We start from the raw sequence: 20,960 nt of genomic DNA on the forward strand, positions 1-20,960 counted from the left end.
ATCGTTATCAGTCCTGCAAAAAACTTGGTGAAAATGCGAGTTTGCTCCTCGACGGAACTTGAGTCGATCGGGCAGCATACGGAGGTGTCGCTTGAAACTGGGCCCCTCGTGTACGGGATAGCTTTGCAAGTCCCTTGCCAGGCTCAGGTTGAGCGATGAAAGCTTTCTTCTGAAACGGGACCGGCTCTACCCCCCCGGAGCCGGACCGATCAGGCGACCCCCGCTCTCCCCCCCGGCGGGGGTCGCCCCTTTTCCGCCCTCAGCGGCCGGCCACCCCGCCTTCTGAACGTCCCGCTCCCACCATCTGCACGACATCGTGCCTGCGCGACTTCGGGCCTGTGCCACATCGCGATCGCCCGCTCCCACGCGACGCGGGCTCCCGCTCATGCGCCGCTGGGCCGCCGCGCCCACCTCAGCTCGGTCGCCGCGCCCGCCTCAGCTCGGCCGCCGCCCCACACCGGTTTTGGCCGCCCGTCGCCCGCGAGGCGGCCACCCCAGTTCCGCCCGCCGCGCCGCGCCAGTGCCGGAGCCGTTGTCGTCCACAGCCGTGCCGCGATCCCGCCCGGCTATCCCCAGAACCCCGTTCGCCCTCTCGGCCCCCGCGCCATCCGCCGCAAGGTGGACCTCCCACCGAAACGGGAGGCCGAAGATGCACCGTCCCCTGGTCATCACCGAAGACCACGCTTTGCTGGACGACCTGGTCCGCATAGCGGCCGCGGCAGGCGCACATCTCGACGTCGCCCATGTCCCCGCTCACGCCCGCCCTTACTGGAATCTGGCCCCGCTGATAGCAGTGGGCGCCGACCAGGCCGACGTCGTGGCCGCGACCGCACCGCCACCCCGGGATCAGGTCCTCCTCGTGACCCGGGACCCAGAAGACCCGGACACCTGGCGAAAATGCGTGGCGGTGGGCGCCCAAGCAGTCGTGAGCCTCCCCGGCGACGAACGCCACCTCGTGGAACGGTTGGCGGACGCCATGGAGCCCGAGCCCCGTTCTGGAGCCGTCATCTGCGTGATCGGGGGCCGCGGCGGCGTAGGCGCGAGCGTGCTCTCGGCCTGCTTGGCCCTGAGGGCCTCCGGCGACCACCTCCGTGCGCTGCTGGTGGACGCCGACCCGCTGGGCGGCGGCATAGACGCGCTGCTGGGACAGGAGGAGGCGTCGGGCGCCCGCTGGGGAGACCTGGTGGCCAGGGAAGGCCGGATCAGCTCCAGCGCACTTCAGGCGGCCCTGCCGTCGTTCGGCGACCTGGCGGTCCTCTCCTTCCACAGAGGCGAGGTGGCGGCGATCCCGGCCCAGGCCATGCGTTCGGTGCTCGAAGCCGGTCAGCGAGGCTTCGACCTGGTGGCAGTAGACCTCCCGCGCCACCTGGACCCGGCCGCGATCGAGGCTCTCACCAGAGCGCGGACGACCCTGGTGCTGGCGCCCGCCGACGTACGCGGGATCCTCTCCACGGCCCAGGTGCTGGGTGAGATCCGCAAGCACACCTCTGACGTCCGTGCGATCCTCCGCCCCGGTGTCGTGGACGACGAGACGGCCGCGGCATCGCTGGGCGTCCCGTGCGTCGGCAGCCTGCCCGACCAGCCCAGGCTGTCCGCCACTCTCAACCGCGGCGAACTGCCCAAACTGGGCCCGCGCACCGTCCTCGGCGGCCTCTGCGCATCCCTGCTACGAGAGCTCCTATCGCCGCCGCCGTGAGCAGCACCGCCGCCAAGAGCAGCACGCGGTCCAGAGCAGCACGTCGTCCAGAGCAGCACGCGGTCCAGAGCAGCACGCGGTCCAGAGCAGCACGCGGTCCAGAGCAGCACTGCCGTCTAGAACAGTGCAGTACTGCCGTCTAGAGCGACCCGGCACACCCTGAAAGCAGGCGAGCCCCCTGAAACCGACCACACCCGAGCCCCGGCAACAGCCAACCGCCTCCCCAGACCAGGCGGCCATGTCACCGGACGTGGCCGTGTCCCCGGAACTGGTGGAGGCCGTACGCGTCCGCCTGGCCAGGACAGGCGCCGAACCCAGCGCCGCCCAGGTGGCCGTCGCCCTGAGAGCCGAGAGATCCGTCTACGGCGACGCGGAGATCCTCGCAGTGGCCCGTGCCCTCTGCGCGGACCTGATAGGCGCGGGCCCGCTGGAGCCGCTCCTGGCCCGGCCCGATGTGACGGACGTCCTGGTCAACGGCCCGCGCGAGGTGTGGATCGACGACGGCGGCGGCCTGCGCCGCACCTCGGTCACCTTCGCCGACGACGGAGCCGTTCGCCGGCTGGCCCAGCGCCTGGCGGCCGCGGCAGGCAGGCGGCTGGACGACGCGTCTCCATACGTGGACGCCAGGCTGGCGGGAGGCGTCCGGCTCCACGCAGTGCTCCCGCCCATCGCGTCCGGTGGCACCTGCGTGTCGCTGCGGCTGCCGCCACGCCGCACGTTCACGCTGGCGGACCTGGTGTCGGCGGGCACGATCACCCCGTCTGCGATCCCGGTGCTGACCGCCATGGTCACCGCCAGACTGGCCTTCCTGGTGACAGGCGGCACCGGCACAGGCAAGACGACGCTCCTGTCGGCCCTGCTCTCGCTCGCCGACCCAGGCGAACGCCTCCTGCTCGTAGAGGACTCGGCCGAGCTCCGCCCCCGCCACCCCCACGTGGTACGCCTCGAGACCCGTCCGGCCAACCTGGAGGGCGCGGGCGGCGTGGGCCTGCGTGATTTGGTACGGCAGGCGCTGCGGATGCGCCCGGACCGCCTGGTCGTCGGGGAGGTGAGGGGCTCGGAAGTAGTGGATCTGCTGGCCGCCTTGAACACCGGCCACGAGGGCGGCTGCGGCACGTTGCACGCCAACACCGCGGCCGACGTGCCACCCCGCCTGGAGGCGCTGGGCTGTGCGGCCGGTCTGAGCAGGGAAGCCGTACACAGCCAACTCGCCGCGGCCCTCGACGCGGTGATCCATCTGACCCGAGGCCGCCCGGACGGCCGAAGGCGCATCGCCGAGATCTGCCTGCTGGCAAGGACCTCGACCGGTTTCGTGGAATCGGTCCCAGCACTCACCTTCGACCCGAGGGGCAACTCCCAAATCGGTCCGGGCTACGAAGCCTTGGCAGGAGCCATGCAGCCGGCGACGAAGCGGAGACCCGGCACAGCCGTACCTCCGGCCGCCAGCACGACAACGGAGGGTGGGCAGCGATGATGACCGACGCCGCCCTGGTCGCCGCGCTGTCCACAGCCTGCGCCGTGTGGTTGTGGACAGGCCCGGACCTCGCCGCAACCCGCCTGGCCAAGCTGGCCTCAGATCGGAACCGGCCTCAATGGCGATGGCGGTCACTGGGCAAGCTGCTCACCCGCCCGAGCCCCGCACGCCGCGCGGAGGCCTGGCGGCACGCGTCCATCGAGCTGTGCCAGGCACTGTCCGCGGAGCTGTCCGCAGGCCGCACCCCGGGAGAGGCCCTGGCCAGAGCCATGACAGCAGTGGACTTCCCCGATCCCGATGCCCTGCGCCCCATCGTCGCGGCAGCGAGAGACGGTGGCGACGTCTCCGCAGCCCTGGCCGCCTGCGCCCCTCCGCAGGGAGGCGAGGGACTACGGCGGCTCGCGGCCTGCTGGGAGGTCGGCGTCACGGTGGGTGCCGGCCTGGCGGCCCTGGTCGAACGCGTGGCAAGCACGCTACGCACAGCCCAGGCCCACCGCCAGGACGTCGCAGCGCAACTGGCGGGACCCCGCACCACCGCCAGAATGCTCGCCGCACTCCCTGCCCTCGGCCTCCTCATGGCCGGAGCCCTGAACATGCATCCGCTGGATTTCCTGTTCGGCAGCATCCCCGGCCTCGCATGCCTGGTGACGGGGATCGCCCTCGACGCCTGCGGCCTGTGGTGGACCAGCCGCATGGCCAGCCAGGCACAACGCTGAACCAATCTGCCAGAGCCTCCCCACCGGCCCCAACGAGACCGAACCGCCCCGGTGCCTTCCCGCCACCGGCCCAGCGAGACCGAACCGCCCCGGAGCCTCCCCGCCCACCCCGCCCAACGAGACCGAACCGCCCAGAGCCCGCCTGTCACCGCTCAACGAGATCGATTGGATCCTTCGCGTGCTCCAACTGCTGTCCGCCCTGTCCGCCGGCATGGCCACGTGGCTGTGGCTCTCACCGAGGACGCCGAGCGAACGCCTGGCCCGAATACGTCCTGCCGGCAAGCGCCGCTGCGGTCACCTGATCTCTCGTCCTCGCCCCGCAGCCGTCGCGAATCTCCGCGAGCTCCCAAGCCGCACCGCCCAAGACCCGGGTGGCGAACAACCCCACCCAACCTGGCTCGATCCCACCGACGACCGAACGCAACCGATCTCCCGCAAAACAATCATCACCGGGACATGCGCAGGGCTGATGACCGCCCTTCTGATCGGGGGCAGTGTCGGAATCATCGCGGGCATCCTGACCATCCCGGCCGCGGTGACGTACCTCCGCAGGAAGGAACCCCCGCAAACCCGGCAGGAGCGCGCACGAATCGTCTCCGACCTGCCGTTCGCCGCCGACCTGATGACCGCCTGTCTGCTGGCCGGGCGCCCCGTGAGCGCCGCCACCGAGATCGCCGCCAATGCGATAGGCGGCCCGCTCGGCCAGCGGCTGAGCTGGGTGAGCAGCCAGCTACGGCTCGGCGCCGACCCCGAGCCCACCTGGGCCACCCTCGCCAAGGACCCCGCCACGGGCCAGCTCTCCCGGGCCATGAGCCGGGCGGCTCAAAGCGGCGCCCCTGTGGCGGACGTCCTGACCCGCCTCGCCGACGACGCCCGCGAAGCCGCCAGAGCCGCATCCGTCGCCTCGGCCAGGAGAGTCGGCGTCAAGGCGGTGGCACCTTTGGGCCTGTGTTTCCTGCCGGCGTTCGTGTTGCTCGGCATCATCCCGGTGATAGCCGGCCTCGCCTCCACGATCGTCATCCCGTAGTGCGCGCGGTCAACATGGGGCAGCGTAGTCGTAAACCCCCAGCTCAACCCCCAGCTTGTGGACAACTCATCGTTATCCACAGAACGCCACTCGCTCCACCGGCCCGCATCCTTTTCGGCGACCCTAGGACTCCCGCCGGGACGAGACCCGGCTCCTCGAGACCTGGAGGCACGATGCAGAGTCCCGCCGCCACGCTAGACAACGTAAGCGCCGCCCCAGAAGGCACTCAGACCACGTCACGGACCTCAGCGCCAAGGAACAACACCGAATATTGGAACAACACGGCCCGAAAGAACTCCCAGAGCCTCACTCGCGCCACCTCCCGCGATGACGCAGCCCACGACGCCACAGCAGCCGTTCACCCAGCCGATGAGTCGCGAAAGCCGTCCCGCGTAGCGCCCGAGCATCCAGCAGCGCCCCACGCCCCACAACAACACGCACTGTCGATGCCCGCCCTCTGCGGCAGCCGGGCCCGAAGCCCGCGGTGGCGGGCGAACACGTGGCTCCGCTACGCGGCCGCCAACAGGGAACGAGGCATGTCCACAGCCGAGTACGCGGTTGGAACCATCGCGGCCTGTGCCTTCGCTGCCCTCCTCTTCAAGGTGGTCAGCAGTCCAGAGGTCCAGGAAATGCTGTCGTCCCTCATCGACCGAGCACTCAACACCACGAACGCATGACCCTCCGCCGCGCGCGGACGTCCGAGGACGCCGAGCGGTCGGCATCGCGGGGGTCCGTAACGGCCGAGACCGCCGCGATGCTGCCCGCCCTCATGGTCGTCCTGGCAGCCGCACTCTGGGCCATCCAGGCCGTAAGCGCCCAAGTGGAATGCGTGGACGCGGCCCGCACGGCGGCAAGAGCCGCCGCCAGAGGCGAGCCGCTGGACCAGGTCCGCGATGTCGCCCGCGCGGCCACCCGGCCAGATGCCCAAGTAGACGTGACCCGCGACACGGAAACCACGAAAGTCCAGATCACGGTGCAAGTACGACCTGCCTGGGGCGCTTCGCTACCGGCAGTCCGCGTAGCCGCCTCGGCCACCGCCGCCACAGAACCATGACGATCCTCCTGCCCTGAGAGCGTCATGGAGCCGTTGACCCCACCGTCGTCCCAGAAGGGCAAAGGGCATGCCGGTTCGCCCCCGTCAGGGCGACAACGGCTCCATGGCAGCTCGTCGTTCGGCACCGCCGGCCGAGCTGGCGCAGTGCGGCCCTTACGACCACCACCGCAGGCACGTGGCGCGTCACGTGCTGATGGCGGCGGCCACAGCTCACAGGCATGAAACGGAGGTAGCGATCAATTCACGAGAACGAGGCTCAGCCACGCTGTGGGGTGTGGCCGTTATGGGGCTCCTGATGGCCGTCGCCACGGCGTTCGCCACCGTGGGTTCCGTTCGGGTGGCCCGCCATCGCGTCAACACCGCCGCAGACCTGAGCGCCCTGGCCGCGGCCAGGCACGCGCTGCTCGATCCGGAAGGCGCCTGCGCCAGGGCCTTGGCGCTGGCGGCCCGGAATGGCGTTCAACTGACCAGATGCGAGATCACCGACGAGATCGCCGATGTCTGGACCTCGTTACCGATCTCGCTGCCGATAGTCGGCGCCCACACCGTTACTGGAAGATCGCGAGCGGGTCCAGCTGAGGCGACTCCCATCGAAGGCGATCCTTAAGAAAGGCCGCCCTCGGCTGGCGGCGACTGTCAGGCGCGCGTACCGGCAAGCAGCAAGAACAACGGGACACGACGGCGGCGCGCCGGCTCGGCGGCGTTGCCTTGCTGGTGGCGAGGGGTCTTGGTGTCCCGTCTCAAATGATCATGGGCCACATGGGCGGGGTCTGCACTGGGATGGCTCGCTTGAATGAGACGACGACCCGACGAGTTGTCTCAATGATCATGAGCCAAGTCGACATGTCGCTGCGATCCGCGCCACCGACGAGTCGGCCGAGTTTCGCGCTGGAGCGCCTCCGCTGCCCTGTGGCGGGTGAGCAGTAGATCTCGGATGGTGTCCCGCGAGGATCAGGTCAGCAGGCCGCGACGGTAGGCCTCGCCCACGGCGGCTGCTCTGTCGCGGACGCCGAGCTTGTCGTAGATGTGCAGGAGGTGGGTCTTGATGCTCGCCTCGCCGATGAACAGCTTGGCTGCGGCCCGGCGGTTGGACGCGCCGGCCGCGACCAGCGCGAGCACCTGGAGCTCTCGGTCGGTGAGCGCGGCCCGGACCGGCTTGCGGACCTGGCCCATCAGCCGCCCGGCGACCGCGGGTGCCAGCACCGGCTCGCCTGCCGCCGCTGCCCGGACCGCGCGCAGCAACTCGTCGGTCGGTGCGTCTTTGAGCAGGTAGCCGGTGGCTCCGGCTTCGATGGCGGGCAGGACGTCGGAGTCGCCGTCGAACGTCGTCAGGACGAGCGTCTTGATCGAGGGGTGGGATTCGCGCAGGGCGGCGATCGCGGTGACGCCGTCCATTTCCGGCATCCGCAGGTCCATGAGGACCACGTCGACGCCGAGCGCGGCGGCCCGTTCGACGCCCTCGCGCCCGTTGGCCGCCTCGCCCGCCACCTCGATGTCGGGTTCGGCGGCGAAGACGGTGTGCAGCCCGCCACGGACGATCGGGTGGTCGTCGACGATCAGTAGCCGGATCACCGCGGACCTACCTGCAGTGCGGGGACGCTGATGCTGACCGCGGTGCCTTCGCCCGGCGTGCTGTCGATCTCAAGGGTGCCGCTGACTCCGCGTACCCGATGCCGCATGCTGTTCAATCCGAACCCCTTACCTTCCCGGCCGTCGAAGCCTGTTCCGTCGTCGCGAACGTCGAGCAGGACGGCCGCTCCCGTGTAGGACAGGGTGAGGCCGGTGCGGGACGCGGCCGCGTGCTTGGCCACGTTGGTCAGGGCCTCCTGCGCGACGCGGAACAGCGTGACCTCGATCGCCGGACTGAGCGGCACGCGCTCCCCGGTGATCTCGATGTGCAGCTGGACACCTGAGGTCTCCGCCCAGCTCCGCGCCATGGTGGCGAGGGCGTCCGGCAGGTGGGCGTCCTCGAGCTGGCCTGGACTGAGCGCGTCAACCGACCGTCTGGCCTCGGCCAGGCTGTCCCGTGCCAGGGAGAGCGCGAGATCGAGGTGCGGCTCCTTTGCCGCCACGCGCTTGGCGGCCTGGATCTGGGCGATGATCCCGGCGAGTCCCTGGGCGAGCGTGTCGTGGATCTCCCTGGCCATGCGCTGGCGCTCGTCGAGCACGCCGGCCTCGCGGGCCTGCGTCATGAGCTGGGCGTGCAGGCCGGCGTTCTCCTCCAGCGCTGCCTCCAGGTCCGTGAGCGCCTTGCGATACTTACGCTGCCGCTCCTCGACTCTGATGCTCAGGATGGCGCCGCCGCCGATGGCCAGGGTCTGCACGGCGATGATCGCGACGTGGAAGGCGATGAGCTGAACGGTGGCCTGGGACCAGTCGAGCGAGCTCCCGTAGAGGACGGCGGAGGTGGCGGCGACCGCGGCGAACGTCCACTTCGACGGTGCGAACTGGCTGGCGATGAAGAACCCGGAGATCGTGTAGATGATGAAGATCGGGTCGTGCAGGGAGAGCAGTGCGGCGGTGACCAGGACACCGGTGAAGTGGGCGACGGTCGTGCCCCGTCGCCCGCGCCAGCGGGACGGCAGCAGCGTGTGCGAGCACAGCACCCAGGCCAGCGCCAGCGCGGACAGGCCGAGAGTGGTCAGCCACACCCCTTCCGGCTGATCCGGCGAGGCGATGCTGATGACCAGCGAGACGCCCAGCGTGATGAAGGGAACGGCACCGACGAGACGTTCGAAAAGGCCTTCCCACCTGGACGGGGGAAAGGGGTCGTTCATGCCTCGGAACCTACACGCTTCGGGATGATGATCGCGTAGCCGTACATGAGCAGCCCTGTCCCGATCATGAAGATGATCGTTGGCCACTGCCGGATCTCCGGCAGATGGAGGGCGAGGAACCAGACGCGGCCGTCGAGGTGGAGGAGCTTCATCATCATCGGCGCGAGGCCGGGCAGCGCCGTCACGGGCACCGCGAGCAGGGCCAGCCAGGCCACCCCGGTCTCCGCGCTCTCGTCGGCACCGCTGTTGAGCGGGTTACCGCCGCGCTTATGCGGGTCGGTGCCGGGGACCAGTGAGGTGACCCCGAGGAACACGATCAGCCCGGCCGCGCCGCCCAGCATGGCGGGCAGCAGGCCGAGGACCCAGGGCCAGGCCCAGGTCTCGCCGCTGATCGCGGTGCCGGCTACCGAGAGCACCAGGACCGCGGGACCCACGGTCAACAGCCAGGCGAGCTGCCTGCCGCGAACATCGGCCCGTTCGGCGCCCGGCGTCATCAGCGTGAGCCAGAGCGCGGTTCCGTCCGAGCCGTACAGGTTCGACGACGAGGACGCGGCCATCACGACCGCGATGAGGCCGGTGAACGGCGCCACGACCCACGCGCCGATCGAGGACAGCAGCAGCGGGGTCACCAGGGCGTAGGAGAAGGCGACGCCGAGCAGATGGATCCGGGTCAGATCGCGCCACCAGGCGCGCAGTTCCCTGGCCGCCACGAGGCGGGCGCCGGTTCTCTTGGGGAACGGACGCGGCATCGAGCGGGCCCGCCGCCACGACGCGGCCGTCGGAGACGACGCCGACGTGGTCGCAGAGCTGCTCCACCAGCGCCATGACGTGGCTGGAGATGATGACCGAGCCGCCGCCGGCGACGAACCTGCGCAGGATGGTTCTGATCGTCGCGGCCGAGACCGGGTCGACCGCCTCGAACGGTTCGTCCAGGACGAGCAGGCGCGGTGCGTGGAGCAGCGCGACGGCCAGCCCGATCTTCTTGCGCATGCCGGTGGAGTACTCGATGACGAACGATCGGTCGGCCGCGTCCAGCTCAAGCACCTCAAGCAGTTCATCCGTGCGCGCGGTGACGACCTCGGCCGGCAGGCCGCGCAGCAGCCCCAGATAGGTCAGCACCTCCCGCCCCGTGAGCCGCTCCGGCATCGCGTTGCCGTCAGGGAGCACCCCGATCAGCGACTTGGCCGTACGGTGTCCCGCCAGACGTCGGTACCGAAGATCTCGGCGCGACCGGCGTCCGGGCGAAGCAGCCCGACGGCCATTGCCAGCGTGGTCGTCTTGCCCGCGCCGTTCGGGCCGACCAGACCGTAGAACGTCCCCGCAGGCACGGTCAGATGTACGTCGTCGGCGGCTACCTTGTCGCCGAAGGATTTGCGAAGTCCGATGACCCGGAGCGCGGCGGGCCCGTCTTGTGCCGACATGCTTCGAGAATCGCGTCGAGGGCGCGGCCGGGGATCACCCGTGCGGTGACCGCCACGGTGGTCCCATCACGCAGACGCCCGAAGAAGCCCGGGACATGCCAGCGGGGCGTTTGAGTGCGACACAACACTGGTGTCCCGTCTTGATGATCACGGGCCATGAAGCGCATCTGGTGCTGGGATGGCTCATCTTCAATGAGACGGTCCGCCGACCTGCCGTCCCAGTGATCATGGGCCAAATTGGTAAGCCGCTGGACGATGGCCGGATTAGGCGGGTGAGCTCAAGCGTCTTGGATACGGGCGTGCAGGTGCATGTCGTGGCGTCCGTCGTCATGCACGGCGGCGCTGTGTTTGGTGCCTTCCAGGAGGTAGCCGGACTTGAGGGCGACCCTGCATGAGGCTGGATTGCGCGTCGAGTGGTCCAGTTCCAGGCGGTGGAAGCCGATCTCGTCCATGGCCCAGGCGGTGAGCGCCGTGAGGGCGCGAGTGGCCACGCCGGCGCCGCGGGCTGCCGGGAGCACCCAATAAGCGGCTCCGGCTATGCCGTCGTCGAAGTCGAGGCCGCGTAGGGCAATCCGGCCGAGCACCTCGCCGCCGTCGAGGGTGATCGCCCAGTGACCGCCCTTCTCTCGTTTCCAGTCCTGGTGGTAGGTGTCGAACCACTCCAGGACTTGGGCCTCGGTCACGGGGCGGCGTGTGTGCCACCGCCTGAGTTCCTCATCTTGGTAGGCGGCGAGGAAGGTCGGTGCGTCGGCCCGTTTCCAGGGGCGTAGCAGCAGGCCGCCAGCGGCGGGGAGAAAGGGTTGGAGTGAGTCAGCGAGAGAGCCGGGAGCAACGGTGGGCGGTGTCGACAGGGCGCGAGTCACGCGCCATGATCGCTCGACAGCTGCAACGCATGTCAAGGCCGCAGACGCAGCTCGACACAGAGGCGGCCCCGTCCGTGGACCGGGAGACCCTGGCGGGCAAGCCAGCCCTATGCCTTCCATGGGGTGCTCTCGATGGTCTCGCGAGGAGTGTCGGTGTGGACGAGATCGAGAAGTCCGGCCAGGTCGTAGAGCTTGCGCTGGTCGGAGATCCAGCGCACCAGGTGATCGCGATATCCGGTGGGCTGGTAGTCCGGGACAACCCGGGAGTGAACCGCCGCGTAGAAGCGATCAAGTTCGTGGACGTCGTCGGTAAGGGTTCGCTGACGCCAGTAGATCGAGGCGAGCAGGCTGGTCAGCCCGACCACTTCGGGATAGAGGGCGGCGTGGGTCGCCGGATGGCCTCGCCAGAGAGGTTGGGTGGTGAGTGCGCGTTGTCGCCTTTCCGCGACCGTGTGCCAGAGCTTGTAGGCCATCCATCTGCTGCGGATCATGTCGGCATCTAAGAACGCGCGATAGACCCAGCTTCGACCGTGTCGTCTCAGGAGACGGAGATGCCAGGATTGGGCGCGCACGATCTCCGGGAGGGCAGCCACGCTGAACTGGGCGTCGGCTTGGACAAGACCGCGGCCGATCCAGAGTTGATGCCGGACGCACACGTTGTGCTCATGACGTGTCCACCGCTCGACCGGCGTGAAGATCCCTCGCGCGGCCATGCACCGTCGGCAGGCGAAACCGAGAGTGTTGGGCTTGCCGGCGATGGTGCGTCCCCGAAGGGACAGCAGGTGAAGCGCGGGATGCTGGTCGCGCAGTTCCGGTAGGGCGTAGCACAGCACGTCGATGCTGGCGCCCGAGGCGATGGCGAGCGACTCCAGCCAGGTATGGGCGGTGCGACTCGTCGGGGTCAGGTCGGGCGCCAGGTGCAGGCGAAGGTCGTCCGATTTCAAGTGGTTAGCCTTGGCCAAGCGAGCCAGATAGGACCGCAGTGTCTCATCGGGGACGAGACGGACCGCGCGCGGCAGCCGTTTCACCGGGGCGCTGCGCCATGAGCGCCTGCTGGTCTTGGTCATGTGGAGGCGCCGGAGCGGCGCGTGGCCGACTCAGCGGCGTAGTCCACGCGGACCCGTTCGAGCGAGGACTTGGTGATCGCTTCGCTTTCGGTCAGAATCGCGCGGATGGCGGCGGCGCGGACGAGGTGGGACAGGGTTCCGATCAGGCCGCCCGTGCGCTGGTGCAGGTATTTACTCAGCCCGACCAGGGTGTCGGGTTCGTGCTGGTGTAGCCGCAGGGCCGATTCCATCCCGGCCACCAGTTGCTTCCATTCGGTGTTGTAGGGGAAGGCGCCGGTGGTGATCACGCTGCAGCGGCCGGCGATCTGCTTGCCGCGGGTGCCGGTGAACACGCCGGAGCGTTCGACGTCGATGCCGGCGTAGATGAAGGTGGCCGGCAGGTGCTCGGTGAAGTACTTCATGTGGTCCGACAGGTCCTCCCCGGCGCTGGTGGCCAGGTTGAGGTTGTGGATCTCATCGACGACCACGATGTCGGTGCGGGCGTCGATGAGCACCTGGCAGACGGCGTCGGCGATGTCGGTGACGTTCTGCCGGGGCCTGGCCGGCGGCAGTTGCAGGAAGCGGGCGAACTCCATGGCGAGCTTGCGCGGGGACCCTTTGGGCGGGGCGGTGACGTAGACGATCGGGATCCGGTCGGTGCTGGCGGGGTAGCGGTTGCGGGTGCGCAGCTCATGGAAGCGGCCCAGCTGTTTGATCGCGGTCGTCTTGCCGGTGGCAGCCGCGCCGGAGACGATCAGACCGCGGCGGGCGCCGATCTCCCGCTGATTGAGCAGGGTGAGAAGCCGCCCTTCGGTCGTGATCTCCGAGATGGCCGAGGTGGTCACCACCACGAGCTCGGCGTGATGGGCGATGCGGGCTTCGTCGTAGTCCCGCCGTTCGGGATCGCCCAACTGCCGCCACTGCTGTTGCGGCAGGAGTTCGAAGCGGGGCGGGTCGGCGGCGATGAAGCGCTGCCAGCCCTCCAGCGTGGTGGTCGGCTGACGGCGATCCTCCAGCTGGCTGACTTCGTTCAGAACCGCCACTTGTTCGCCTCCTCGCGAGCATCGAAGATCGGCAGCGGGATGACTTTGGCCACGTTGGTCTGCTCCCGCTCCGATTCCGTGCCGTCGGGCTCGGTCACGTGGTCGGGGTCTGGCTCGTCCTCGTAAGGGAGCATGGGGGAGACCACCGCGGCGGTGGTCGCGGTGCGCCCGGCGACGCGGTCATCGCGTCCTGGCCGTTGCGGCCCTTGCTCAGCCTTGGTCAACAGGTCGCGCACGACCTGAGCGATCTCCTGCTCGCTGGCCGCGTCCACGCCCTGGCGCGCCAAGATCTTCCGGGCATGGTCCCAGGCCAACTCGCCGAACGGGGCCGGTGTGGTCGACAGGTGAGTCCAGCCGACGGTGATCCAGCCGCCGTCGTGGTGGTTGCGTACCCAGATGCGCGACACGTCGTAGGGGTCGAAGTGCACCTCCCACAAGCCTCTGCGGGAGGCCAGACCTGAGTGCTGGCGCCGGTAGGGGTTGAGCGCGGGGCTGTCGTAACGCCGATGGTTGATCTTGATGCCGTAGGAGTTGATCGCCCGCCAGCACGCGGGTAGCAGCTCGATGTAGTCCGAGCCTGCCAGCGGCACCGGCACGTATCCGGCGATCTCCACCAGCGCGGCGTACTTCTGATTCGGTGTGAGCGCCGCCGCGGGGGTCAGCGGATCGCGAAGCCCGTCGTGGGGCCGGTTCTGCCAGGCAGCGACGATCCACTCATCGAGCAATTCCTGCAGCTCCAGCATCGACCACACTGCCTGAGCCGAGGCGTCCTGGCCGCGGCGCTCAACGCTGGTTCCCAGATAGCCGGCGACGTATTGGCTGAACAGGGTGTCCAGTGAGTCGAAGCTGCGCTCGACCGTCCCCTTCTCCCAGGGCGATCCCTTGTGGGTGGGCTGCACGTTGATGCCCATGGCCCGGCAGGCGTTGCGGAAGGCCTGCGACAGGTAGGCCTTGCCGTGATCACACACGATCGTCTCCGGGACGATCACCGGCCGGGCGGCCGCGTGTTCCAACCGCTCATCGATCTCCACCATCCTGCGGTGCGGCAGCACCGAACGTGCCATCCGCAGCGCGTCACTCCAGCCCGGCCGCACTGGCTCGGGGGTCAGCGTGCGCGCCAGCAACAGGGCCGCGTCCACCGCCTTGGTCGTCGGGCTCAGCACCGCCGCCGTGATCGAGCGGGTGGCCAGATCGATCATCCAGGTCAGCTCCACCCGGTCCACGGCCCCGTTGTCGTGCACCACCGCGACGTCCAACGGGGTGGAGTCGATCTGCATCCATTCGCCCGGCCGGACCGCGTTCTTGGTGCCGAACGGGCCGTTGGGCCGCTTGGCCAAGGAGCGGCGAGTGCGGGCCGAGTCAAAGGTGTGCTGGCCCTGCGACAGCCGCTGGATGAGCCGATAGAACGTCGCTCGGCCAGGGACCGGCACCACGCCCGGCCCGTGCTCGGCCTCGAGGATCTGCTCGACCCGGTGGCGCAGCCTGGTCACCGTGCCCGTCGAGCGCCCCGTTTCCGCGGCTATCGCCTGCTGGACGGCGGTCACCACCCGCTCATCGATCCGCCCGGTGAGCGTCTCCGGCCGCAGCGCCCGCTGGTCGACCAGCCCCAGCAAACCGTGCTGCTCATAAGCCCGTCGCTGGCGCTTGAAGGTCGTGAAACTCACCCGATGGCCCTGCGCCACCAACTCGGCAACCTTGGCAAGCTCGCGCTGCCGCAACGAAACCGCTGGCAGTGCCGCTCCCGCCTGCGACGTGGCCAGCACCTGCAGGATGTGGCCCTCCCACCAGCGAGCCCGCTCCACGAGCTCGTCCGGCAAGCCGTCCAGCACCTGCGTCGCAGGCAGCGGTGCCGGCGGCGCCGAGGTCACCAGTTCCAGGGCCGGGTCACCGATCAAACACGACAACGGCACCACCGAGACCACGCCCGTCACATTCTCCAACACGGCCTGGCCATCAGAAATCTGCCGGACCACGTAGAGCGCGCCGCCCCAGCGGATCTGCTCACCGACCTTCACCCTCGGCGGGCGCGATACCGTCACGACATTTCCTCCTCGCTGCGCACCAGGACCGACGCAGCCGACAACAGTGCCGAGGTCAGATCGGTCACCAGCCGCTGCGACCACAGCAGATGAAACAGCGCGGGAAGCAGCCGCAGAGGATCTCCCACCTGCGACACCCCGATCATCAGCGGCACGGGCGCGGCGAACGCTTCCAAGAGATCCGCGATTGCCTCGGCCTGGCGGTAGCGGGGATGGCGATAGCCGGCCAGCCACCGCAGGTTGGCCACGCGAACACGGTCAAACTCGCCCACCCGCCGATAGGTCCACCCCACCTGCTGGCAGGCGCGCTCGGTGGCCGCGAAGGTTTGCGCATCCTCCGGCGAGATCCGCCCATCGGCACGGACGTCGATCACCATGCCTGTCCCATCCGCCAGGCGGGCGAAGAAATCCGGGACATGCCGCCGAACCTTGCCCGAGGTGACCCACGACAGCCGGAAGGGTTGCGAGGACAAGCCGACCACGTCCGGATCGAAGTCGAGCGCCATCACGTGATCGCGCTCCAGCCAGGATTCGTACCCGATGTGCTCGCCGCTGGTCGCCCACCACCACACTCCCGCGAAACTGCTTTGTCCCTGGTGCCACGAGAACTTCCGTACGGGCTCGACGTTCTCGAAGGACGTGTTCCAGTACCCCAGCAGCGGCCCGCCACGCTTGCCCCCGCAGCCTTCGACGAAGAGCACCTCGAAAGCCGCACCCTCCTCCGCCTGTGGAACCGACGCAGCTTCAGACATCGACAGCCACCCCAATGACGATCACGGTCGTGGTCGGCGCGGTGGCTCAACTGTAGTGAGACAACTCAGCGGATGGCCCATCTTCACTGAGACTGGCCCGGCTTGAGTGAGACGCAACAACTGGCTGGACGGTACGCGGCGTTTGGTGCTTGCGAGGCAAGGTCGCAATCAAGTCACGACTACTTGGACACGGTGTCCAAGAGTTGGATATGTGGCGTAACGTTCCGCTCACCCTCGGTCCATGCCTTCTGTGACAAGGCGTCTGGGAGAGCCGGAACGGAGTCGCCAGGGTGACGGTCCGGGGGCGGTCGGTGACCGTATCGCCGGGCGGACTGCACTTCCGGTCGTCGCGCGGCGCCCCCAGGGCGGCCGGGCGGCGCGAGGCTCTCGATGAAGGGAAGCGTCGTGACGGTGGTTGGCAGAGTGGTGGCTGCGGGGATCGTCGCGGTGGGCTCCCTGCTCCTCGGCGGCTCCTCCCAAGCGGCTGCGGCAACGAGTCTCATGGCCACCGGGCCTGTGGCGACGCGTCCCATCGTGACCGGAGCGGGTGTGACCGGGGCCGGGGTGGCAGGGGCCGACTCCGCCGGGCAGATCACGTCGCCCTCCGACGGCCAAGTGGTTTCGAGCCCGTCCGTCACGATCGCCGCGCGTACGGGGCTGATGCAGCTCCGCGTGGGCCTGTACGTCGAAGGGCCCGCCACGCCGGCGCAGAAGGTCGCCGAAGGCGGGGCCAACCAGACGATCTCCGGTGCGTTCGACGCCGGGAACGCCCCCAACGGCGCCTTCACCGTGACCCTCAAGGGAGAGCTCACCGGGACCAGGTACGCGGGCAGCACGTTCAAGCTACGCCGGCCCGCCGAGGCCCCGGGCAACGTGAACGCGAGTCTCCAGGGCACCAAAAAGGTCGTCGTGACCTGGAGCAAGGGCTCCGAGCCCGACCTGCAGTCGTACGAGATCTCCAACAGCCGCTCCGGCATCGTGGGACGGCTGCCCGCGGACAGCGCGTGTGCCGGCTCCTCGTGCGAGGCGGTGCTCGCCGTGCCGGACAAGGCCGCGGGGGAGAAGGTGGGGTTCACGGTCAAGGCGTTCAGGAGCGACGGCGACGGCGGGTCGATCGGGTCGGATGACTCGGGCGCCGCCTACGTCACGGTCCCCGCCCCGCCCGCCGCGCAGCCGAAGAAGGAAACGGCCAAGACCCGGGTCACCCCCAAGGCGACCAAGAAGGTCGATTCGCTGCCGACCCTGCCCACCAAGAAGCAGACCCAGCCCACGCGCAAGCCGACGACCCGCAAGCCGACGACCTCGAAACTGCCTGCTATCCCCGACACCGATCCGAACGGCAACCTCCCGATCCCGACCGCCGAAGCCCGGGTTGAGCCGAGCCTGACTCCTGCCGACTCCAAGAACGGTGCGGATCCCGCTCCCGTCCAGGCCGGTGGCGTGAAGCCCCGGTCGAGTGAATCCCCGCTCGGGAACATCAGCCAGTACGGCTTCTACGTCACCGGCGGCCTGTTGCTGTTGCTGCTCGGCGCCCACGCTGGAGGCTGGGCCCGCCGGCGTGCGCTCGCTGCCGACAGAGCACGACAACTCGACGTGGGACGGCGATTCGACGGAGAAAGGCGATTCGACGGCGCTGGACGCTCGGACGGGGAAACGCGGCCCGACGGTGGGCGACACCCGCTGCCCACCGTCACTGCCAACGCGGGGGCCCATGGGGACCGGCTGCCGGCCGATGCGGCGCGAGGCGATGAGGACGGCGTTCCGTCCACGGCGCCCCCTCGGAGAAGGCCCGCCGTGATCCTGGCCGTTGCCAAGACCCGCGTTCCCCAAGATCAGTCTGACGCCAGGAAACCGCCGGCCGCCGCCGACCCTCCGCACGCCCCCGAACGGCCTCAGCCGGCGGTGCCCGGCCAGGCGCGCAAGGAGGTGCCCGCAGGGGTGCCCTTAGGTGGGAGTGAGACGCGTGCCGTCCGGAAGGCCGAGGAAGCAGGCGACCGCGCGGAAATCGACGCCAAGGAGATGGGCGGGGCTCGTCAGGAGCCGGTACGGATCGCGCTGCCCAGCTCGGCCGTTACGGAGGTGTCCGAGCCGTCCGCTTCCGTCCCCCGGGCCGCCATACGCATCGAGGACCGATGGGATGACTACCTTCCGCCGTCGCCGAGGTCCATGGAGGACAGCGGTTTCTGGGAGCGGCCACAGCCCGGAGCCGGCGATTTCTGGGCCGCCGATGAGGATGACGACGATGATGACCGCAAACGCGCTTTCGCCGGCCGCCAGAACCAAGACGGTCTGAACTAGCGGATCCGGATAACGGATATCGGCTGCTGTGGATTTGGGCATGTGTAAAAGCCGTCGGCGGATATGCCGAAATGTGCACGATCCGATGACCTGCCGGCGGGGTCGGGTCAAGGCGGGCGTCATGGCTGTTCGGGGCCATGATGTCGCGGCTACGCGAGGTGGTGGTGCTCGGCTGCGTGATGCGGGATGTGGGCGGCTGTCACGTCCGGCACTTGTGCTGTAGTCGTACTGGGCGCGCTGCGACCGTACCCGGCGGGTTGATTTATTGCGGGGCCAAAAGGATGTCCAGGAGGCGAATGGCGCCGCGTTTGTCCAGGGGTTCGTTGCCGTTGCCGCATTTGGGGGATTGGATGCAGGAAGGGCAGCCGCGGTCGCATTCGCACGAGGCTATGGCTTCTCGTGTGGCCGTCAGCCAGTCCGTCGCGCGGGCGTGGCCGCGTTCGGCGAAGCCGGCACCGCCTTCGTGGCCGTCGTACACGAACACCGTGAGCAGGCCGGTGTCGGCATGGAGCTCCGTGGAGACGCCGCCGATGTCCCAGCGATCGCAGGTGGCGAAGAGCGGGAGCAGGCCGATGGAGGCGTGCTCGGCGGCGTGGGCTGCGCCGCCCAGGTCGATGCCCGCCTCGGCGAGCGGGGCCACGGCGGAGGCGGGCAGCGTCCACCAGACCGCACGGGTGCGGAGCGTGCGCGGCGGCAGGTCCAGGGGCTCGTCGCCGAGCATCTCGCCTGAGTGCAGCCGCCTCTTGAGGTACGAGACCACTTGTCTGGTCACCTCCACTTCGCCGAAGTGCAGCGTGCCGGGGCCGAGCGAGTGGGAGCGCTGGGTGGCGAGGATGGAGATGTCGGTGATGTCCCGGGCGAACGTCGAGTAGTCGGGATCGGAGCTGGAGACCAGGGCGACTCCGGCTTCCAGGTCGAGGAGCTCCACCAGGAAGGTCTCGCCCTGATGGATGTAGACGGCACCGGTGTGGACGGTGGTGTGGGCGGACGGCTCGTCCACGCTGCCCAGCAGGCGGCCCGTGGACGACTCCACGACCTGGATCGGTGCGCCTCCGCCGCCTCTGATGTCGGCGAGGTCGGTGGCGCGCTCGCGTCTGGTCCAGAACCAACCGGCCGGGCGCCTTCTCAGCAGGCCCTGACTGACCAGGGTTTCCAGGACGTCGGGGGTGGTGCTGCCGAAAACCGGCAGGTCGTCCTCGGTCAGCGGGATCTCGGCGGCTGCGGCGCAGAGGTGGGGGCCCAGGACGTACGGATTGTCGGGATCCAGGACGATCGCCTCGACTGGCTGGCCGAAGAGTGCCTGGGGGTGGTGTACGAGGTAGGTGTCCAAGGGGTCGTCTCTGGCGATCAGCACGGCGAGCGCGTCCTGGCCGTCGCGGCCGGCCCGGCCCGCCTGCTGCCAGAGGGAGGCTCGGGTGCCGGGCCAGCCCGCGATCAGCACGGCGTCCAGGCCGGAGACGTCCACGCCGAGTTCGAGGGCGTTCGTGGTGGCCAGGCCCATGATCGTGCCCTCGCGGAGCGCCTTCTCCAGGAGGCGGCGGTCTTCGGCGAGGTAGCCGGCTCGGTAGGCGGCGATCTTGTTGGGGAGGTCGGCCAAGTCAGGAGGGTCTGCGGGGGCCCAGGCGGCGGGAGTCGTGCTCGTGGAGGCGGCGCTCTCCGTCCGCGTCGCGCCGGCACCGGCGCGTGTCACGTCGGCGTTGCCGCTCGCTGTGTCGGCGTCTGCCGTGTCGCCGTCTGTTGGGTTGCGGCTTGCTGAGCCGGCGTTCGTTGCGTCGACATGGCCGCCCGTCTCGTCTGTGCGGCCGTCCGCCGGGTCGCTTGCCGTCCGGGCGGAGGCGGTGGGCGTACCGGTGAAGGGGAGGGAGAAGGCGACGTCGGAGAGCTTGGCGCGAGCCGACAGGGCGACCGTCTCAGCCCCGCGCCGGGAACGGACGAAGGCGAGTGTGCGTACGTCGGCCAGAACGAGGTCCGCCAGCAGATCGGCCGCCTCCGCCGTAGCCGTCCGCCGCACGGGAGCCCCTCCTTCGCCCCGTAGCTCCGTCAGGGGCGGCTCCCAGAGCGCGATGGTAGTAGAACCCTTGGGCGAGGCGTCCATGGTCACCTCGTCCATCTCAAGCCCCGTCAGCCTCATCGCGAACGCGCCCGGCTCGCTCGCCGTTGCCGACGCCAGCAAGAAGGTGGGGCGCGAGCCGTACCGGAAGCAGACCCGGCGCAGGCGGCGCAGGATCTGGGCGACGTGGGAGCCGAAGACGCCGCGGTAGCCGTGGCACTCGTCCACGACCACCATGCGCAGCCGGCGGAAGAACGCGGACCACTGCGCGTGCCGGGGCAGGATGCCCCGATGGAGCATGTCTGGATTTGTCAGGACGTAGTTGGCGTGTTGGCGTACCCAGCTCCGCTCCTCGAACGGCGTGTCGCCGTCGAAGCAGGCGGCGCGTACCTGGGTGATCCGCAGCTCGCGGAGCCCGCGGAGCTGGTCGGCGGCCAGGGCCTTGGTCGGTGTCAGGTACAGCACCGTCCCGCCGTCGAGGCACGTGGCGACCGCGGGCGTGAGGTACGCCAGGGACTTGCCCGACGCCGTGCCCGTGGAAATGATCACGTTTCGGCCACGGAATGCCAGGTCGGCGGCCTCGTACTGGTGAGGCCAGAGTCCTGTCACCCCGCGGTTCGCCAAGCGCGTAACAAGGACTTCTGGGGTCCATTTGGGCCATCGGGCTTGACCCGCCTGACGTGCGGGAACATGCTCGACATGAG

Annotated in this window: 17 protein-coding genes and 1 pseudogene; 8 read left to right on the forward strand and 10 right to left on the reverse strand. The window is 69.3% G+C overall.

Going from position 1 to position 20,960, the window contains the following annotated elements:
• Positions 1 to 649 precede the first annotated feature (649 nt).
• From ssd to ACTMTI_RS36960, 7 genes are all read left to right on the forward strand, one after another.
• A complete protein-coding gene (gene ssd, locus ACTMTI_RS36930; protein ID WP_441125329.1) occupies positions 650 to 1,696 on the forward strand; it encodes a septum site-determining protein Ssd in 1,047 nt (348 codons plus the stop codon).
• Between the two features lie 238 nt (positions 1,697 to 1,934).
• Positions 1,935 to 3,170 (forward strand): TadA family conjugal transfer-associated ATPase, encoded by a 1,236-nt coding sequence (locus ACTMTI_RS36935; protein ID WP_441125330.1) that lies wholly within the window; start codon positions 1,935 to 1,937, stop codon positions 3,168 to 3,170.
• On the forward strand, positions 3,167 to 3,886 hold the full coding sequence (locus tag ACTMTI_RS36940) for a type II secretion system F family protein (RefSeq protein ID WP_441125331.1): 720 nt from the start codon (positions 3,167 to 3,169) through the stop codon (positions 3,884 to 3,886). Before ACTMTI_RS36935 ends, ACTMTI_RS36940 begins: the two co-directional genes overlap by 4 nt.
• Positions 3,887 to 4,355: 469 nt before the next feature.
• Positions 4,356 to 4,913, forward strand: a complete 558-nt coding sequence (locus tag ACTMTI_RS36945) for a type II secretion system F family protein (RefSeq protein ID WP_441125332.1) — start codon at positions 4,356 to 4,358, stop codon at positions 4,911 to 4,913.
• 536 nt (positions 4,914 to 5,449) lie between these two features.
• Positions 5,450 to 5,590, forward strand: coding sequence for a DUF4244 domain-containing protein (locus ACTMTI_RS36950; protein ID WP_441125333.1), 141 nt, complete (start codon positions 5,450 to 5,452; stop codon positions 5,588 to 5,590).
• Positions 5,587 to 5,967: a TadE family type IV pilus minor pilin gene (locus ACTMTI_RS36955; RefSeq protein WP_441125334.1), complete on the forward strand. Its 381-nt coding sequence runs from the start codon at positions 5,587 to 5,589 to the stop codon at positions 5,965 to 5,967. Before ACTMTI_RS36950 ends, ACTMTI_RS36955 begins: the two co-directional genes overlap by 4 nt.
• Before the next feature lie 175 nt (positions 5,968 to 6,142).
• Complete coding sequence (locus tag ACTMTI_RS36960; RefSeq protein WP_441125335.1) at positions 6,143 to 6,574, forward strand: Rv3654c family TadE-like protein; 432 nt, start codon at positions 6,143 to 6,145, stop codon at positions 6,572 to 6,574.
• Between the two features lie 344 nt (positions 6,575 to 6,918).
• Here the strand turns inward: ACTMTI_RS36960 and ACTMTI_RS36965 are convergent, their stop codons facing one another.
• From ACTMTI_RS36965 to ACTMTI_RS37005, 9 genes and pseudogenes are all read right to left on the reverse strand, one after another.
• Positions 6,919 to 7,539, reverse strand: coding sequence for a response regulator (locus ACTMTI_RS36965; protein WP_441125336.1), 621 nt, complete (start codon positions 7,537 to 7,539; stop codon positions 6,919 to 6,921).
• Entirely contained in the window at positions 7,536 to 8,744 is a 1,209-nt protein-coding gene (locus ACTMTI_RS36970; protein ID WP_441125337.1) for a sensor histidine kinase, read from the reverse strand. Before ACTMTI_RS36970 ends, ACTMTI_RS36965 begins: the two co-directional genes overlap by 4 nt.
• Entirely contained in the window at positions 8,741 to 9,493 is a 753-nt protein-coding gene (locus ACTMTI_RS36975; protein WP_441125435.1) for a hypothetical protein, read from the reverse strand. Before ACTMTI_RS36975 ends, ACTMTI_RS36970 begins: the two co-directional genes overlap by 4 nt.
• Positions 9,492 to 10,165, reverse strand: a pseudogene (locus ACTMTI_RS36980) (ABC transporter ATP-binding protein); the annotation flags it as partial. The pseudogene ACTMTI_RS36980 and the gene ACTMTI_RS36975, both read right to left, overlap by 2 nt.
• 278 nt (positions 10,166 to 10,443) lie before the next feature.
• Positions 10,444 to 11,148 carry a GNAT family N-acetyltransferase gene (locus ACTMTI_RS36985; RefSeq protein ID WP_441125338.1) on the reverse strand — a complete coding sequence of 235 codons (705 nt, stop codon included), beginning with the start codon at positions 11,146 to 11,148 and terminating at the stop codon, positions 10,444 to 10,446.
• Positions 11,136 to 12,095 carry a TniQ family protein gene (locus ACTMTI_RS36990; protein ID WP_441125339.1) on the reverse strand — a complete coding sequence of 320 codons (960 nt, stop codon included), beginning with the start codon at positions 12,093 to 12,095 and terminating at the stop codon, positions 11,136 to 11,138. Before ACTMTI_RS36990 ends, ACTMTI_RS36985 begins: the two co-directional genes overlap by 13 nt.
• Positions 12,092 to 13,117: a TniB family NTP-binding protein gene (locus ACTMTI_RS36995; protein ID WP_441125340.1), complete on the reverse strand. Its 1,026-nt coding sequence runs from the start codon at positions 13,115 to 13,117 to the stop codon at positions 12,092 to 12,094. Before ACTMTI_RS36995 ends, ACTMTI_RS36990 begins: the two co-directional genes overlap by 4 nt.
• Entirely contained in the window at positions 13,105 to 15,156 is a 2,052-nt protein-coding gene (locus tag ACTMTI_RS37000; RefSeq protein WP_441125341.1) for a Mu transposase C-terminal domain-containing protein, read from the reverse strand. The genes ACTMTI_RS36995 and ACTMTI_RS37000 overlap by 13 nt, the downstream gene beginning before the upstream one ends.
• Positions 15,153 to 15,908 (reverse strand): TnsA-like heteromeric transposase endonuclease subunit, encoded by a 756-nt coding sequence (locus tag ACTMTI_RS37005; protein ID WP_441125342.1) that lies wholly within the window; start codon positions 15,906 to 15,908, stop codon positions 15,153 to 15,155. The genes ACTMTI_RS37000 and ACTMTI_RS37005 overlap by 4 nt, the downstream gene beginning before the upstream one ends.
• A 405-nt stretch (positions 15,909 to 16,313) precedes the next feature.
• Here ACTMTI_RS37005 and ACTMTI_RS37010 point away from each other — a divergent pair, with 405 nt between their 5' ends.
• Positions 16,314 to 18,206, forward strand: coding sequence for a hypothetical protein (locus ACTMTI_RS37010; protein WP_441125343.1), 1,893 nt, complete (start codon positions 16,314 to 16,316; stop codon positions 18,204 to 18,206).
• 262 nt (positions 18,207 to 18,468) lie between these two features.
• On the opposite strand, the gene ACTMTI_RS37015 is transcribed toward ACTMTI_RS37010, so the two are convergent.
• A complete protein-coding gene (locus tag ACTMTI_RS37015) occupies positions 18,469 to 20,805 on the reverse strand; it encodes a DEAD/DEAH box helicase (RefSeq protein WP_441125344.1) in 2,337 nt (778 codons plus the stop codon).
• Between the last annotated feature and the right edge of the window lie 155 nt (positions 20,806 to 20,960).

It is taken from the genome of Nonomuraea sp. H19 (assembly GCF_052068215.1).
GTDB lineage: Bacteria > Actinomycetota > Actinomycetes > Streptosporangiales > Streptosporangiaceae > Nonomuraea.

Excerpts from the sequence above, each read along its gene's own strand:
- ACTMTI_RS36945 (WP_441125332.1), top strand. The coding sequence starts at position 4,356 with ATGACCGCCCTTCTGATCGGGGGCAGTGTCGGAATCATCGCGGGCATC.
- ACTMTI_RS36970 (WP_441125337.1), bottom strand. The coding sequence starts at position 8,744 with ATGAACGACCCCTTTCCCCCGTCCAGGTGGGAAGGCCTTTTCGAACGT.
- ACTMTI_RS36950 (WP_441125333.1), top strand. The coding sequence starts at position 5,450 with ATGTCCACAGCCGAGTACGCGGTTGGAACCATCGCGGCCTGTGCCTTC.
- ssd (WP_441125329.1), top strand. The coding sequence starts at position 650 with ATGCACCGTCCCCTGGTCATCACCGAAGACCACGCTTTGCTGGACGAC.
- ACTMTI_RS36975 (WP_441125435.1), bottom strand. The coding sequence starts at position 9,493 with ATGCCGCGTCCGTTCCCCAAGAGAACCGGCGCCCGCCTCGTGGCGGCC.
- ACTMTI_RS36990 (WP_441125339.1), bottom strand. The coding sequence starts at position 12,095 with ATGACCAAGACCAGCAGGCGCTCATGGCGCAGCGCCCCGGTGAAACGG.
- ACTMTI_RS37005 (WP_441125342.1), bottom strand. The coding sequence starts at position 15,908 with ATGTCTGAAGCTGCGTCGGTTCCACAGGCGGAGGAGGGTGCGGCTTTC.
- ACTMTI_RS36940 (WP_441125331.1), top strand. The coding sequence starts at position 3,167 with ATGATGACCGACGCCGCCCTGGTCGCCGCGCTGTCCACAGCCTGCGCC.
- ACTMTI_RS36955 (WP_441125334.1), top strand. The coding sequence starts at position 5,587 with ATGACCCTCCGCCGCGCGCGGACGTCCGAGGACGCCGAGCGGTCGGCA.
- ACTMTI_RS36985 (WP_441125338.1), bottom strand. The coding sequence starts at position 11,148 with ATGGAAGGCATAGGGCTGGCTTGCCCGCCAGGGTCTCCCGGTCCACGG.
- ACTMTI_RS36935 (WP_441125330.1), top strand. The coding sequence starts at position 1,935 with ATGTCACCGGACGTGGCCGTGTCCCCGGAACTGGTGGAGGCCGTACGC.